Annotated in this window: 14 protein-coding genes; 8 read left to right on the top strand and 6 right to left on the bottom strand. The window is 71.2% G+C overall.

From position 1 onward, the window contains the following. Window positions 1–71 precede the first annotated feature (71 nt). Window positions 72–1730: a DEAD/DEAH box helicase gene (locus ACYVF6_RS05350; protein ID WP_460516441.1), complete on the bottom strand. Its 1659-nt coding sequence runs from the start codon at window positions 1728–1730 to the stop codon at window positions 72–74. Window positions 1731–1752: 22 nt separating this feature from the next. Next, on the bottom strand, window positions 1753–2385 hold the full coding sequence (locus tag ACYVF6_RS05345; protein WP_460516438.1) for a CGNR zinc finger domain-containing protein: 633 nt from the start codon (window positions 2383–2385) through the stop codon (window positions 1753–1755). A gap of 75 nt (window positions 2386–2460) precedes the next feature. Here ACYVF6_RS05345 and ACYVF6_RS05340 point away from each other — a divergent pair, with 75 nt between their 5' ends. Both ACYVF6_RS05340 and ACYVF6_RS05335 read left to right on the top strand, forming a co-directional pair. Next, window positions 2461–3219 carry a class I SAM-dependent methyltransferase gene (locus ACYVF6_RS05340; RefSeq protein WP_460516435.1) on the top strand — a complete coding sequence of 253 codons (759 nt, stop codon included), beginning with the start codon at window positions 2461–2463 and terminating at the stop codon, window positions 3217–3219. Window positions 3220–3224: 5 nt separating this feature from the next. After that, window positions 3225–3749 (top strand): GNAT family N-acetyltransferase, encoded by a 525-nt coding sequence (locus tag ACYVF6_RS05335; RefSeq protein WP_460516432.1) that lies wholly within the window; start codon window positions 3225–3227, stop codon window positions 3747–3749. 49 nt (window positions 3750–3798) lie between these two features. On the opposite strand, the gene pdxR is transcribed toward ACYVF6_RS05335, so the two are convergent. Next, the gene (gene pdxR, locus ACYVF6_RS05330) at window positions 3799–5202 is read right to left on the bottom strand and encodes an aminotransferase-like domain-containing protein (protein WP_460516429.1); all 1404 of its coding nucleotides are present in this window, start codon (window positions 5200–5202) and stop codon (window positions 3799–3801) included. A gap of 47 nt (window positions 5203–5249) precedes the next feature. Between pdxR and ACYVF6_RS05325 the strand changes: the two genes are divergently transcribed. The 4 genes from ACYVF6_RS05325 to ACYVF6_RS05310 are packed head-to-tail and all read left to right on the top strand — an operon-like array spanning window position 5250 to window position 8311. Beyond that, a complete protein-coding gene (locus tag ACYVF6_RS05325) occupies window positions 5250–5714 on the top strand; it encodes a carboxymuconolactone decarboxylase family protein (RefSeq protein WP_460516427.1) in 465 nt (154 codons plus the stop codon). A 53-nt stretch (window positions 5715–5767) separates the two neighbouring features. Next, window positions 5768–6580, top strand: coding sequence for an HAD-IIA family hydrolase (locus ACYVF6_RS05320; protein WP_460516424.1), 813 nt, complete (start codon window positions 5768–5770; stop codon window positions 6578–6580). A gap of 56 nt (window positions 6581–6636) precedes the next feature. Continuing rightward, on the top strand, window positions 6637–7839 hold the full coding sequence (locus ACYVF6_RS05315; protein WP_460516421.1) for a sialidase family protein: 1203 nt from the start codon (window positions 6637–6639) through the stop codon (window positions 7837–7839). Window positions 7840–7867: 28 nt separating this feature from the next. Then, window positions 7868–8311: a CBS domain-containing protein gene (locus ACYVF6_RS05310; protein ID WP_460516418.1), complete on the top strand. Its 444-nt coding sequence runs from the start codon at window positions 7868–7870 to the stop codon at window positions 8309–8311. Window positions 8312–8326: 15 nt separating this feature from the next. On the opposite strand, the gene ACYVF6_RS05305 is transcribed toward ACYVF6_RS05310, so the two are convergent. From ACYVF6_RS05305 to ACYVF6_RS05295, 3 genes are all read right to left on the bottom strand, one after another. Then, a complete protein-coding gene (locus tag ACYVF6_RS05305) occupies window positions 8327–8893 on the bottom strand; it encodes a GNAT family N-acetyltransferase (RefSeq protein WP_460516415.1) in 567 nt (188 codons plus the stop codon). A gap of 10 nt (window positions 8894–8903) precedes the next feature. After that, the gene (locus tag ACYVF6_RS05300) at window positions 8904–9815 is read right to left on the bottom strand and encodes a DUF3152 domain-containing protein (RefSeq protein WP_460516412.1); all 912 of its coding nucleotides are present in this window, start codon (window positions 9813–9815) and stop codon (window positions 8904–8906) included. Between the two features lie 103 nt (window positions 9816–9918). After that, the gene (locus ACYVF6_RS05295; protein ID WP_460516410.1) at window positions 9919–12177 is read right to left on the bottom strand and encodes a helicase-associated domain-containing protein; all 2259 of its coding nucleotides are present in this window, start codon (window positions 12175–12177) and stop codon (window positions 9919–9921) included. Between the two features lie 179 nt (window positions 12178–12356). On the opposite strand from ACYVF6_RS05295, the gene ACYVF6_RS05290 reads away from it, so the two are divergent. Next, the gene (locus tag ACYVF6_RS05290) at window positions 12357–13403 is read left to right on the top strand and encodes a lysylphosphatidylglycerol synthase transmembrane domain-containing protein (protein WP_460516407.1); all 1047 of its coding nucleotides are present in this window, start codon (window positions 12357–12359) and stop codon (window positions 13401–13403) included. A gap of 413 nt (window positions 13404–13816) precedes the next feature. Continuing rightward, window positions 13817–14617 carry an META domain-containing protein gene (locus tag ACYVF6_RS05285; protein WP_460516404.1) on the top strand — a complete coding sequence of 267 codons (801 nt, stop codon included), beginning with the start codon at window positions 13817–13819 and terminating at the stop codon, window positions 14615–14617. Window positions 14618–14717: the final 100 nt, after the last annotated feature.

The following is a 14717-nucleotide window of genomic DNA, read 5'->3' as shown; positions in this document are numbered from 1 at the left end:
CCTCGCCCGGAAGTCGCCGCCGGCGTGTGCGGCGACGTCCTGGCCGCGCACGTCTCGGGAGGCCTCGGTGCTTAGAGCGGCGGCAGCTCGCCCGACAGGATGTCGTCGGCGTCGACGATGCGGTAGGCGTAACCCTGTTCGGCCAGGAAGCGCTGCCGGTGCGCCGCGAAGTCCTGGTCCACCGTGTCGCGCGAGACCACGGCGTAGAAGCGTGCCGAACGGCCGTCGTGCTTCGGGCGGAGCAGCCTCCCCAGTCGCTGGGCTTCTTCCTGCCGAGAGCCGAACGTCCCGGACACCTGGACCGCGACCGCGGCCTCCGGCAGGTCGACCGAGAAGTTGGCGACCTTGGACACCACGAGCAGTGAGATCTCGCCGGTACGGAAGGCCTCGAACAGCCGCTGCCGTTCCTTCACAGTGGTCTCGCCCTTGATGATCGGCGCACCGAGCCGGGCCGCGAGATCGTCGAGCTGGTCGATGTACTGCCCGATCACCAGCGTCGGCTCGCCCTGGTGCTGGTGCGCCAGGCACTCGACCACGCGCGCCTTGGTGTCGGTCGTCGACGCCAGGCGGTAGCGGTCCTCGGGCTCGGCCGTGGCGTACGCGATGCGCTCGGCGTCCGTCAAAGTCACGCGAACCTCTACGCAGTCGGCCGGTGCGATCCAGCCCTGCGCCTCGATGTCCTTCCACGGCGCGTCGTAGCGCTTCGGGCCGATCAGCGAGAACACGTCGCCCTCGCGTCCGTCCTCGCGGACCAGCGTCGCGGTCAGGCCGAGCCGCCGGCGCGCCTGCAGGTCGGCCGTCATCCGGAAGATCGGCGCCGGCAGCAGGTGGACCTCGTCGTAGACGATCAGGCCCCAGTCGCGCGCGTCGAACAGCTCCAGGTGGGTGTAGGCGCCCTTCCGGCGGGTCGTCATCACCTGGTACGTCGCGATCGTGACCGGCCGGATCTCCTTCTTGGTGCCGGAGTATTCGCCGATCTCGTCCTCGGTCAGCGACGTACGCCGGATCAGCTCGTCCTTCCACTGCCGCGCGGCGACCGTGTTGGTGACCATGATCAGTGTCGTCGCCTGCGCGTGCGCCATCGCGGCCGCACCGACCAGCGTTTTACCAGCGCCACAAGGCAGAACGACGACGCCGGACCCGCCGTGCCAGAACGCGTCGGCGGCCTGCGACTGGTACGGCCGCAGCGACCAGCTTTCCTCGTCGAGCGAGATCGCGTGCGCCTCGCCGTCGACGTAGCCCGCGGTGTCCTCGGCGGGCCAGCCGAGCTTCAGCAGCGCCTGTTTGACGTGCCCACGCTCCGACGGGTGTACGGCAACGGTGTCCGGGTCGATCCGCGCCCCGAGCATCGGCTTGAGCTTGGCGCTGCGCAGCACCTCTTCGAGGACGGGCCGGTCGGTCGCGACCAGCACGAGGCCGTGGACCGGGTGCTTCTCCAGCCGCAGCCGGCCGTAGCGCGACATGGTGTCGGCGATGTCGACCAGCAGCGCGTGGGGCACGGCGAACCGGCTGTAGCGCAGCAGGGTGTCGACCACCTGCTCGGCGTCGTGCCCGGCGGCGCGGGCGTTCCACAGGCCGAGCGGAGTGAGGCGGTACGTGTGGATGTGTTCGGGCGCGCGCTCGAGCTCGGCGAACGGCGCGATCGCCTTCCGCGCGTCGTCGGCGTCGGCATGGGCGACTTCGAGGAGCAGGGTCTTGTCGGACTGGACGATGAGCGGTCCGTCGTTCACAGATCAAATCCCTTTGTGGAACTTATGAGGAGGCTGCCGCGGCATGGGCCTTCCGGCGGGCGCGGAACGCGGCGACGTTCGCGCGCGAAGAACACCGCTCTGAACAGTACCTCCGAGATCTGTTCGGTGATGTGTCGACGAACACATTCGTGCACCGGGCGGCCGCGCAGACGCCGAACCGGTCGGTGCCGAGGTCGCACACGACCGTGGCCATGCCCATCAGGCCCTCGGCGGCCAGCGTCTCGGCCACCGACGACTCACGCTCGGCGACGTGAAGGTGCCAGGTCTGCTTGTCGTGGCCGGAGATGAACGGTGAGACCGGGTGCAGCTTGAGCAACTCGTTGAGCCGGCGGACGATCTCCTGCTCGTTGGTCAGCCCGCGAGGGCCGGGCTCCGTGCCGGGCTCACCACCGGGCTCGGCGCTGGCTTCGGGGCCGGGTTCACCCTGAGCGACCTCGGCCTCGGAGTCGGCCTGGGCCAGCTCGAACACCGCCCGCACCTCGCGCTGCAGCCGGCGTAGCGCCACCAGATCCCTTGCGACGATCCGTTTGGCCAGCCAGGGGCGTCCGGCCAGGAAGTTCGCCAGGTCGTCTTCGTCCTCGAGCGGGGTGTTGACCAGGTCCGCGGCCCGCTCGGCGTAACGGAGGAAGTCCACTTGTGCACCTTACCTGACGTGCCCTATGGTGTAATGACTATTCGAGCACAGTGTCTATTACTCAAGGAGCCGGCGATGGACTGGGAACAGTGGCAGCGGAGCTGGGACGTACAGCAGGCCGCATACCTCCCCGACCGCGAGGAGCGTTTCACGGCGCTGCTCGACGTGGTGGAAGCGCAGTGCGGGTCGAAGCCGTACGTACTCGATCTCGCCTGCGGTACGGGCTCGATCAGCCGGCGCCTGCTGGACCGCCTGCCCGGTGCGCGCAGCGTCGCGCTCGATTTCGACCCCGCGCTGCTGCGGATCGCCACCGGTACGTTCGAGAGCGACGACCGCGTGACGATCGTGCGGGCCGACTTGTCCGCTCCCGGCTGGCAGGATGCGGTCAGGGCGCAGGCCGGCGACCAGCCGTTCGACGCCGTGCTGACCGCGACCGCGCTGCACTGGCTGCCGGCCGACCGGCTGGCGGTGTTGTACGCCGAGGTCCGCGAGCTGCTGCGGCCCGGAGGCGTGTTCTGCAACGCCGACCACCTGGCCGACGACGGGCTGCCGGAGCTGTCGGAGCGGCTCGACGCGTTCCAGAAGGCCTACCGCGAACGGCTCTACGCGGCGGGTGCGGCCCTGACCTGGGAGGGCTGGTGGGAAGCCGCCCGCGCGACGCCCGAACTCGCCGACGCCGTGGCCGAACGCGACCAGATCTTCGGCGGCCCGTCCCACGGCGACTCGTTCCCGCTGGCGTCCGGGCATCTCGGGTTCCTGCGGGCCGCGGGCTACTCCGAGGTCGGCCTGGTCTGGCGCGGCCTGACCGACGCCGCGTTCGGGGCCGTACGGTGAATGCCGTGGGAAGTACGGAGACCAAGATCGAGGCGGTCGAGCGGATCGACGACCGCCTGCGCGCCGAGATGCTCGACTGCTGGGTCGAGGCAACCAACGCCGGCGGCGCGGTGGGGTTCGTCGGCCAGGTGACGCCGGAGATCGTGGCGCCGAAGCTCGACCAGAGCATCGCCGCCGCCCACGACGGCAAGCGGCTGCTGGTCGTGCTGCGTTCGGACGACCGGCTGGCGGGTTTCGGCTACCTCGTGTGGAACGACATGGTGCAGCAGTCCCACTGGGCCACGGTGATCGCGCTGATGGTGCATCCGGCGCAGCAGGGCAACGGCTTCGGCCGCGTCCTGCTCGACGGCATCGCCGACGTGGCGCGCGACCACGGGATGGAGTTCCTGACCCTCGACTACCGCGAAGGACTCGGTCTCGGCGAGTTCTACGCCAAGCTCGGCTTCGTCGAGGTCGGCCGCCTCCCCAACTGCATCCGCGTAGCCCCCGGCGACGACCGTGACGGCGTATCCATGATGCGGCGGCTCTAGCTCGCGGTGGGCAATGCGAACGTCCGGCCTCGCAAGGCGGCACGCGTGCTCACGAACGCCTGACCGTGGTGGCGAGGGTGTTGGTCAGGGCGTCGAGGGCTTCGGCGTAGCGGTGTTGTGGTGGCGTTCCGTACCCCACCAGGAGCCCGGGTTCGGCTGCGCGCCCGCTCGCCGTGTACTCGCTCAGGCCTGGCACGGCGACCCCCGCCCTGGCCAGGGCGGCGACGGTCGCGGACTCGTCGGTGGTGGCGGGGAGGCGCAGCAGGGCGTGGTAACCGGCCGCGACTCCTTCGACGGTGATGGCCGGTACGCGGTCGCGGATGGCGGAGATCAGCAGGTCGCGGCGCCGGCGGTACCGGGGGCGCATCCGCCGCAGGTGGCGGTCGAGGCCGCCGGAGGTGATCAGGCGGGCCAGCGCCAGCTGGTCGAACGTCGGCGCGTGGCGGTCGTCCTGCCGGCGTTCCTCCACAACCGCGTCGACCAGGGCGGCCGGCAGGACGAGCCAGCCCAGCCGGAGGACGGGCGCCAGCGACTTGCTCGCCGTACCCAGGTAGACGACTCGCTCCGGAGCCAGGCCCTGCAGCGCGCCGATCGGCTGGCGGTCGTAGCGCAGCTCGCCGTCGTAGTCGTCCTCCCAGATCAGCCCGCCGGTCGCGCCCGCCCAGCGCACCAGCGCGGTACGGCTGGCGGGTGCCAGCGTCACGCCGAGCGGCAGGTGGTGGGCGGGCGTCACGACCGTCGCGTCCACCGAAGAGGGGAGAGCGTCGACGCGCAGGCCGTCGCCGTCCATGGGTACGGGCACGGTCGTGAGGCCGGCGTACTCCGCGCTCCGGCGGTTGTGCGTGAACCCCGGGTCCTCGATCGCGATCCGGGACCAGCCGTTGCGCCGATAGACCCTGCACAGCAACGCGAGCCCGTGCGCGTACCCGCCACAGACGAGGATCCGGTCCGGTTCGGTGCGTACGCCCCGGACCCGGCCGAGGTACGAAGCGAGCGCGGCCCGCAGCTCCGGATGCCCCCGCGGGTCGCCGTAGCGCAGGTCGTCGTCGGTGGCGTCGCGGATCGCCGCGCGCATGGCTGCTGACCAGGCCGTACGCGGGAACGCGGACGCGTCCGAGCTGACCGGCCGGAAGTCGTGGCGCGGCGGGTTGCCGAGCGAGGGCAACGCAGGCGCCGGTACGGGAGCGGTCACACCGGCCGCGACTCGCGTGCCTGCCCGCGGCCGGGTCAGCAGGTAGCCCTCGGCCGCGAGCTGGTCGTACGCCTCGACGACCGTGCCGCGCGCCAGCCCCAGCTCGCCGGCCAGCGTGCGGGTCGACGGCAGCGGCGTACCCGCCGCGACCACACCGGTCGTGATCGCCTGGCGTAGCGCCTGGGTGAGCGCCCTGGCCGGCCGCACCGCGGGGTCGAGCTCCAGGTGCAGGCGTACGGATCTGGTCCAAGTTTCCGGCATCGATCTGGATCATACGTTTGGTCCAGCTAGTCGTAGGTTCGACCGACGTGAGCGACTACGTGATTCCAGAACAGCGCATCGACCTGCGACGCGGCGCCCCCGAGGCGTACTCCGCGATGCTCGGCTTCGCGACGGCCGTCGGCGAGGGACTCGACCCGTTGCTGCACGATCTGGTCAAGCTGCGGATCTCGCAGATCAACGGCTGCTCCTACTGCGTCGACAAGCACAGCCGGGACGCGATCGCGGCGGGCGAGGACGCGCGCCGGCTGTACACCGTCGCGGCGTGGCGGGAGGCGCCGTTCTTCACGCCCAAGGAGCGCGCGGCGCTGGAGCTGGCCGAGGCGATGACGCAGCTGCCGCGGACCCAGGACGTGTCGGACGAGGTGTGGAAGCAGGCCGAGCAGCACTTCGAGACCGAGGAGCTCTCGCACCTCGTGCTCGCGATCGCGGCGATGAACGCCCTGAACCGGACAGCGGTGACGAGCCGGCTCAAGCTGCCTGTCCACACCTGAGGCACAACCTGAGGCAGCCAGAGGTTGCGCTCGTACCGTACGGTCTGGGAATTGTGGCGCGATACCTCGGACTGATCTGTGACCTGGACGGCACGGTCTACCTCTCTGGCCAGCCGCTGCCGGGCGCGGTCGAGGCTTTGGAACGACTGCGGGCCGCGGGCGTACGACTGCTGTTCGTCTCGAACAACCCGCTGCGCAGCCCGCAGTCGTACGCCGAACGGCTTACCGGCTTGGGGATTCCCACGACGCCGGACGACGTGCTGACGTCCGGCACGGTGACGGCGGACTGGGTACGAACGCATGCTCCCGGCGCCTCGGTGCTCGCGCTCGGCGAGACGAACCTGTCCGAGGAGCTGTCAGCGGCCGGCGCGAAGCTGGTGCACAAGGCCGAGCAGGCCGACGTCGTGATCGCGTCGTTCGACCGTACGTTCACCTACGACAAGTGGGTCGAGGCGTTCCGGGCGATCCGTGCGGGCGCGCGGTTCATCGCGACCAACCCCGATCCGACCTGCCCGGTCGACGGCGGCGAGATCCCCGACTGTGGTGGCATCATCGCCGCGCTGGAGGCCACGACCGGTCGTACGGTCGAGGCCGTGATGGGCAAGCCGTCGCCCGCCATGCTGGCCGCGGCGCTGCACCGGCTGGGACTGCCGGGTCGCGACGTGCTGATCGTCGGAGACCGGCTCGGCACCGACATCGCGATGGGCTCGGTGGGCGGGGTCGACAGCGCGCTGGTGCTGACCGGCATCACGAGCCGGACGATGGCGGAGTCGGCTGAGCCGGCTGAGTCGGCTGAGTCGGCGGCGGAGAACCCGACGTACGTACTGGAAAGCCTGGGTGAGCTGCCCGGGATTGTCTTAGGCTGAAAGCCGAAATACCGGCCGGTCGCTTTGGTGTGATCTCTCCGAAGCGAGGAGCCGGTATGCCTGAGCCCGAGTCCGAGGACGTCACCGCCGCGCCGGCCCGACGCCCGGCCCGGACACTGTTGCTCGCTCTCCTGGTCATCGCGGGTGTCGGCGCCGTCGGCTGGCTGGTCGCCGGCCAGTTCGGCAGCGACCAGGGCGATCACGCACACGAGGCGGAGGCCACGTACGCCGCCCGGGCGCAGCCGATGTCGCTGGGCCGGCCGTGGGTCGATCCCGCCACCAAAGCGACCGAGAGCCAGATCCTCGACGTGCAGTTCGCCGACGGCGCGCACGGGTTCGCGCTGACCGGCGGGTGCGCGCCGGGTGGCGGGCAGTGCTGGTACGGCCTGCGTTCGACGTCGAACGGGGGCAGGGCCTGGGCGTACCGCAAGCTGCCGACGCCTGGGTTGAAGCAGGGCGAGGGCTTCTCTGCTTCGATGTTCGTGTTCGGGGCCGAGGCGGTTTCGCTCGAGGACAACGGGCGGACGTGGTTCAGCACGGATGCCGGCCGGACCTGGCGTCCGGTCGAAGCCGAAGCAGGGTTGACGTATCCGACGATTCCGGCGGGCGCGGTGCTGCGTAACGTCTGCGGGTCCGGCGGCTGCGGCGTGCACGCGATCGATCCGCGTACCGGCGTCTCGGCGCCGCTGCAGAGCCAGCCCACGTTGCAGAAGATCTGGTGGGCCTCGCCCGACGGCGACACCGTGGGCGGCTGGTGGATCGCCGGAGCGGTCGACGACCGCACGCCGGCGCTCGCGATCACCCGCGACAACGGGCACAGCTGGAAGGTCCATCGGCTCGGCTCGGAGTCCGGACAGGTGATCTCCGTCAGCGTCGTGACCCGGTCCGGGCAGGAGGCGTACGTCTTCGTGACGTTGCTGCCGACGAAACAGGGCGCCCGGCCTGGGACCGGCCGGATGTACGTGAGCCACGACAGCGGGCGCACCTGGCAGACCGTCCGGCCGGCAGCCGACCCGAACCAGCGGCCGGGCTCGGTGTCAGGCGGCGTCCTGCTCGGCCCGGACCGTCTGCTGGTCGGCACACTGGGCGCCGGCACCCGGATCAGCGAGGATGGCGGGCGCACGTTCGCCGACCTGCCGAACGTGCCGGAGTTCGCGGGGTTCCCGCGAAGCTATGGACGGTACGTCGCGCGCAGCACCGGCGGCTTCTACACCTCGCAGGACGGGGTGGGGTGGTCCCGGCTGCAGTTCGGGGAGTGATCGGCCGACGGCGTCGTAGGCTGGCGGCATGCTCGCGCGTGATCTCCTCGAGGACTACCCCACGGTGACGGTCGAGACCGACGCCCTGGAGGCGGTCCGCCTGATCGGGCGGCATCGCCTGTCGGGCCTCGTCGTGACCAAGCCGGACGGCTCCCCGAAGGCGATCCTGCCGGCATCGCAGGTGCTGCGCTTCGTGATCCCGAAGTACGTCCAGGACGACCCGTCGCTGGCCCGCGTGCTGGACGAGAAGGCCGCCGACCGCATCGTCAAGGAGCTCGACGGCCGTACGGTGGGCGACCTGCTCCCCGACACCCCGCACGAGCTGCCCGTCCTGAAGGGCGACGACACCACGCTCGAGCTGGCGGCCCTGATGGCAAGGATGCGCTGCCCCCTGGTCGCGATCGTGGAGGACGGCCGGGTCATCGGCGTCGTCACAACCTCCCACCTGCTGGCCCAGGCCCTCGGCGACTGAGCGCCATGCCCGTCGTCAGCCTGATCCGGTGCCGAACGTGAGGTCGCGCCATTCGTAGACGGCCTCGTCGAGCACCACGTCCTCGTCCACGTGGTCGCGGACGCCGATGAAGTGGCCGCCGAGCGACTCGTAGAAGGCGCGGGCCGCTGTGTTCGCGACCAGCACTCCGATGATCAGCCGGCGGACGCCCTGCGTCGCCAGGAACTCCGCCAGATGCTCGACCAGCGCCCGGCCGGCGCCGCAGCGCTGGTGTTCGGGCGCGACGTACAGCGCCCACACCTCGCCCGTCGGCACGGCGAGGCGGGCCGGCCCGTCGTCGTCCCACGGGTGCGGCGGGCCGCACATGCCCACGCCCAGCAACGCGCCGGAGTCGTCGTCCACGGCCACGGCGATCCGGACGCCGGGTAGTTCTCCCCGATCGATCTCGCGCAGGGAGCGGGCCCAGCCGCGGGTGGACTTCTCGTACGTGCGATCCATCAGCAGATGTTCAGGCATCTGACCCCGGTGTCCCGTCCGGAACGAGTCGACGAACACGCGGCCCATCTCCGGCGCGTCGTCCAGCTTTGCGGGACGGACCTGCATCGATTGCTCGTTAGTGTTCGGCGAGTTCGGACGGCAGCGGCCAGGCGTTGGTACGGCAGGTGCCGATTCCCTTAGTCTGCTGCATCATCACAGGCGCGGGCTCGTCGGCACCCGGGCAGCCGACGTGGTTGTAGCCGAGGAAGTGCCCGACCTCGTGGTTGACCAGATAGCGGCGGTAGTTGACGATGTCCTTGCCGTACGCCTCCGCGCCGTACGCCCAGCGTTTCGCGTTCAGCGCCACGTGGTCGCCGTTACGGCAGGAAACCTCGCCGCCGGTGTCGAGTGGGGCGCACAGCTGGTCAGTGGTCTTCGGCGTAGCGATGATGATCCGAAGATCAGCGGAGTCGTCGTCAACGCGTTCGAACGTGGCGAGCCCGTTCGCCGCCCAGCTGCGTGGATCCTGCAGGGTCTGGTCGACCATGCTCGCGACCTCGACGGGATCGAACGGCACTTCGCGCTCGACCTCGACGCGGTACTTGATGTGCCGGCCCTGCCCGAACTCCGCGCCACCACCGTTGGCCACCCGCGTCTGGCCGGAACCCTTGTCGGGAACGACGATCTCGGGCGCGACCGTGGTGTCGGGCGTCGTGGCGGAGGGTGTGGGCGTTTCGGTAACCGGTTCCCGAGGCGTACCTCGCGACCCGCGCTCAGCGTCGCTTCGCTGCAGGCCGCCCGCGGTCGACTGGTCCAGTGCGGTCAGGTCGTCGCCCACGGCGGTGGTGCCCAGCCCGAGCCAGGCGGCGATCATCGCGCCGGCCAACGTCAGCGTGGATGCCAGCCCAGTGACCAGACGGCGGACGACCCGGCGGGAACGAGCCGCCCGGGCCTGCCTGCGGTCGTGCCGACGTGACGCTCCCGCGCGGTGACGTCGATGAGTAGACGTCGCCGACGGCCTGCTACGTCGGGACCTGGAATGGCTCATCGGTCAAGAACCTTAGAGGTAGCGGGCGAATTGATCAATGCCCGGGGCCAACCCCTAACAGGGAGTTAATCAGCCGGGCAGCAACCTGCCAAGCCGTGCGGAATCACGGAGTTCGGTGTGCGTCGCCTTCCATCGGGGCCGCGCCCGTTATCCGATGCAAGGCGAAAGTGCGTGATTCGCCCGATGTGTGGTCATATGCCGTCAGCCAGCCGGCTTCGATCCGCACCGGATCGACGATCCGATCGCTGATTCCGCCGTGCTGATCGGCGTATCCGAGCCAGACCGATCGGTGTGCCGCGACCGCATCGCGCAGGATCTCGACGGTTTCGGTCGAGGCGGTGCGCCGGAGCTGGCCTACCGCAACGCCCTCCGGGCGGCTGGCCCGCGCACGATCACCCGCTCGGACGGCTCGCACCGCCGCCGTCAGCAGGTCGGCGTCCGGCTCCCGGAGCGGCGCCGGCCCTCGCTCGCGCTCCAGCGCCCGCACCATGCGCGGCGTCTCGAGCACGAGCCCGCCGTCGGACGACTCCGCGACCGGCTCGTAGCCGAGCGCGCGCAGCTCGTCGACCAGCGCGCGTACGGGAGTACACGCGACCACGACCGTCGGCGCGATCCGGCGCAGCCCGAGCGGTGCCGTGGACTTGTCGGCGAGTACGGCGTCCAGTGTGGCGACATCGTCACAGCGCAGGTACGCGGTCGCGATCCCCGCCCGCAGGTGGCCGTGCCGCCTCGCGACGTCATCGATGAGATACGACAGCGGCTGGGGCACCGGGGTCACGGACGAACGTTCGAGCAGCCGGTGCAGCTCCGCGGCCGAACGCCCGGCGTCGAGCGCACGGCGTACCGACGACTGGCTGAAGCGGTAGACCGCCGCGCCGCCGTGCGACTCGGGGTCGGCCATCTCGGCCAGTGAGCGGGCCAGCTCGCGGGTGAGCGGGCCCGGCGCGACCGCGGTCAGGTCGGCCTGCAGCAGGACGTGGGCGACCGGCTCCGGCAACATGGGCTCGAGCGCCTCGGCCGGGTCGCTGCCGGCGAGCAACGCACGGCCGGTGGACGCCAGCCCGCCCAGCCCGCTGGCGCCGAGCTCGGCCGCCTCGGTCAGCGTCCAGCCCACGAAGTCCTGCACGAAGCCGGTCATCCGCCGCGGCCGGGTCCAGCGCACCCGTTCCAGCACCGCGGCCTGGTCGGGTGAGGTGGCGCCCGCCGACTCCAGCGCGGCCAGCACCAGCCGGCGCAGCTCCGGCGCCGCCGGGCGGGACAGCTCGGCCGACAGCACCGAGCGCAGCTTGTCCTTCTCGTCGCGGGTGCCGGTGAGCGCGGCCGCGCGTGGGGTGCCCAGCCAGGCGGCCGCCAGTACGGCCCACCGGCGCGCGGTCGGCTGGTCGAGCCAGCGGTCGTAGGCGGCGGTCGGCAGCCACACCTCGTCGGTGGCCGACAGCAGCTCGGCGGCGTAGGCGATCTCGATGTAGAACGCGGTCGTGGCCTCGTCGACGCCGAGCCGGCCGGCGATCCTGCGCAGGTCACGCACGCCGAGGCCGCCGGCGCGCAGGATCGGCAGCCCGTCCTGGCCGAAGTCGTCCAGCACCTGCTCGACGCGGCGAACCAGCTCCATCGCGGTGCCGGCCGCCGTCCGGTCGATCAACGCGGCGTCGCGGGTGGTGCCGGGCACGTCGGGCGCGGCGAGGTCGGCCTTGTCGTAGAGCCGGCCGCCGCGCAGGAACAGGCCGACCTGCCGGGGCAGCGCGACCGTGTGGTTGTCGAGCGCGACCAGCAGGCCGCGGGCCAGCAGCCGTTCGACCGGCGTCCGGGCGCTCTCGACGGTGACCTCGCGCTTGGCGTGCTCGACCCGGCCCGCGGGCGGACGGGAGGACGCCAGCAGCTCGGCGGCCTCGCGGGCCTGCGGGCCGGCCTCCTCGAGCAGCGCGCCGATCCGGTCGGCGGGCGGCGCGTCGGCGGAGTCGGGGCCAAGGCCCGCGGGGTACGGCCCGAGCAGGTCGGAGAGCAGCCGCGGTGAGACCAGCGCGTCGCCGTCGCCCCAGATCAGCGCCAGCCCGCGCAGCCGGGTCAGCACGCGGCGCAGCTCGGCGCCGGACAGCGGCAGCAGCTCGGCCACCCGCTTGAAGGACGCCTCCGGACCGGCGATGACCAGGGCCTCGAGCACGGCCAGCTCGCGCTGGTCGAGCCGGTCGAGGATGCGGGCGAGCGAGCTGCGCGTGGTCGCCCGGGCCGCCAACTGCTCGAGGTGGGACGGAAGAGGGGTCACCACGTCGGAGCGCGCGCGGAACAGCTCGACGAGCTCGGCATCGGAGAACGCGCGCAACGTCTCTGACAAGGTGGTCGCGCGCGGAGCGGACGTGGGCATCCCTTCAAGACTAGGGCGCGGGCTCAAGGAGCGTGCGACCTAAGTCGTACCAGTAGTAGGGGACCTCCCTGAGGGGCCGTACCAGGGGGCTACGAGGTCGTTCCCGGATGTCGCTCGCGGGCGGCGTTCGAGAAGGTAGGTGTGTGCCCGAAGCTGGCGCGGAACGAGAAGGGAACCCGATGTCGACGGATGCACTGACCAGGCCGGCCGTACCGAACGCCCGGCAGGCCGAGGTTGCGCCACAGCGCGTGCGGACCGTCGACGCCCCTTCGAAGCGGTCCGACCGGTCCGCCAAGCCGGGCTGGCGCCCGCGGCAGCTCGTGCTGGTCTCCGGTGTCCTGGCAGGCGTCGGCGTGCTGGCCTACCTCAACCGCGAGGCGTTCGACCCCTCGCTCTGGACGGCCCGGCTGCACTTCGGCTGGGCCGCGCTCGCCGTCGTGATGTCGGCCCTGACCCTCGCCGGCAACGCCTGGAACCTGATGGGCGCGAGCCCGGTCCGGCTCCGCTTCTGGCCGACGTACGCCGCCCAGGCCGCCGGTACGGTCGCGCGGCTGGTGTCGCCGGCGGCGATCGGTGGGTCGGCTGTCAACGTGCAGTACCTCCGCCGGGCCGGCGTCGGTGGCGCGGCCTCGGTCGGCACCGTCTCGGTCGCGCAGGCCGTGCAACTGGTGTCCGCTCTCGTCTTCCTGCCGCCGATCGCGATCCTGGCCGGCATGCACCTGCCCGGCGTGTCCGGCCGTACCGGCTGGATCGTCGCCGGCGTGGGCGCTGTGCTCGCGGTGGCCGGCACGATCGCCGTGATCGTCGTACGCCGCCGGCCGGTGCTGGAGGCGCGGGCCCGGGTCCTGCTGTCCGAGCTCGCGACCTCGATCCGCACGATGGCCCGCCGCCCGAAGCAGGCCGCGATCAGCCTGGCGGGTGCGTTCGCGATCTCCGCGGCGCTGATCGGCACGCTGTGGTCCTCGGTGCACGCGTTCGGCGGCGACATCGGCATCCTCGCGGCGGCCGTGGTGCTGCTGTTCGGCAGCACCGCCGGCAACGCGATCCCCGTACCCGGCGGTGTCGGAACGATGGACGCGGCGTTCGTCGCCGGCCTGGTCGCGGCCGGCATGGACTTGACGGTCGCGCTGCCCGCGGTGGCACTCCACCGGATCCTGACGCTGTGGCTGCAGGTGCCGGCCGGCCTGGTCTGCGCGGGCATCCTGCGCCGGCGCGGCCAACTCTGAGCCCAGCTCTTACCTTCACCGTCTCGGGCGAGCACGTCCTCCCCGTGACCTGATCCGCCACCCGGTCGCGAATGACCACGTTAACCACGTAATTGGCGGGTTAACCACGCCCCGGGACGTGGCGAAGCACCTGCTGGCGTGGCGGAGCACCTGCTGGCGTGGCGGAGCACCTGCTGGCGTGGCGGAGCACCTGCTGGCGTGGCGGAGCACCTGCTGGCGTGGCGGAGCACCTGCTGGCGTGGCGGAGCGCGAATGACCACGTTAACCACGTAAATACGTGGTTAACGTGGTCATTCGCGGCCCCCCGCCACGCGTCCACGCGCGAACGGTGTGAGGGTTGACGCCGGGTTGCCGGGAAAGGCGAAGGCAACCCGCAGCGGGGGCGTAACCGTCCCATGGGTATGAGGACCAAGGTGGGAGCTCTCGCACTGCTCGCAGGCCTGGCGATCGTGGTCTCCGGCTGCGGCGACCGGACGCAGACCACCTCGTCTCCGACGTCTGGAGGCGGTGACCTGCCGGGCCGGGCGTTCGTCTCGACCAAGGTGACCGAGGCCGGCAAGCCACGCGCGCTGGCGCCCAACACCAAGATCAGTGTGCAGTTCACCAAGGACGGCCGGCTGATCGCCGACGCGGGCTGCAATACGATGCAAGCTCCGGTTGACACTGGCGACGGCAAGCTCGCGCTCTCCGACCTCGCGATCACCGACATGGGCTGCGACCAGCCGCGCCACAACCAGGACACCTGGCTGGCCGGGCTGCTCCAGGCCGGGCCGTCGTGGCGGCTCGACGCCGGCCACCTGGTCGTGACGTCGGGCAAGACCGAGCTGGTCCTGCTCGACAAGGAGGTCGCCACGCCGGATGCCGCGGTGGAGGGCACCAAGTGGCTCGTCTTCACCTACGTCGACAAGGAGACGGCCAGCCACAAGGACTACCTGCCGGGCGCCAAGCAGCAGCCGTACCTCACGTTCAAGGGCGGCAAGGTCACGGGCTGGACCGGATGCAACCAGTTCTCCGGCTCCGCGAAGGTGACGGGCGACCGCATCACGTTCGGGCCGATCATGGCGACGAAGATGGCGTGTACGCAGAAGGAAGCCGCGGCGGACGAGGCTCACGTCCTCGACGTCCTGACCGGCACGGTGACCTACGAAGCCACCGCGAACTCACTGGAGCTGAAGAACCCGAACGGCAAAGGGCTCGGGCTCGACAAGGCCTAGCTGTTGCGGTTCGTGAGGTTGGTGTCGGCTGGGTGAGCGGGGTCTAGGGAGTGGGGCGGGTCTCCGTCGGCAGGATGTGAAGCGCCAACTCACACATTCT

The sequence above is a fragment of the Flindersiella endophytica genome (assembly GCF_054779015.1).
Note: the sequence above shows the minus strand (reverse complement) of the source record. Positions and strands in the feature narration are given on the sequence as shown.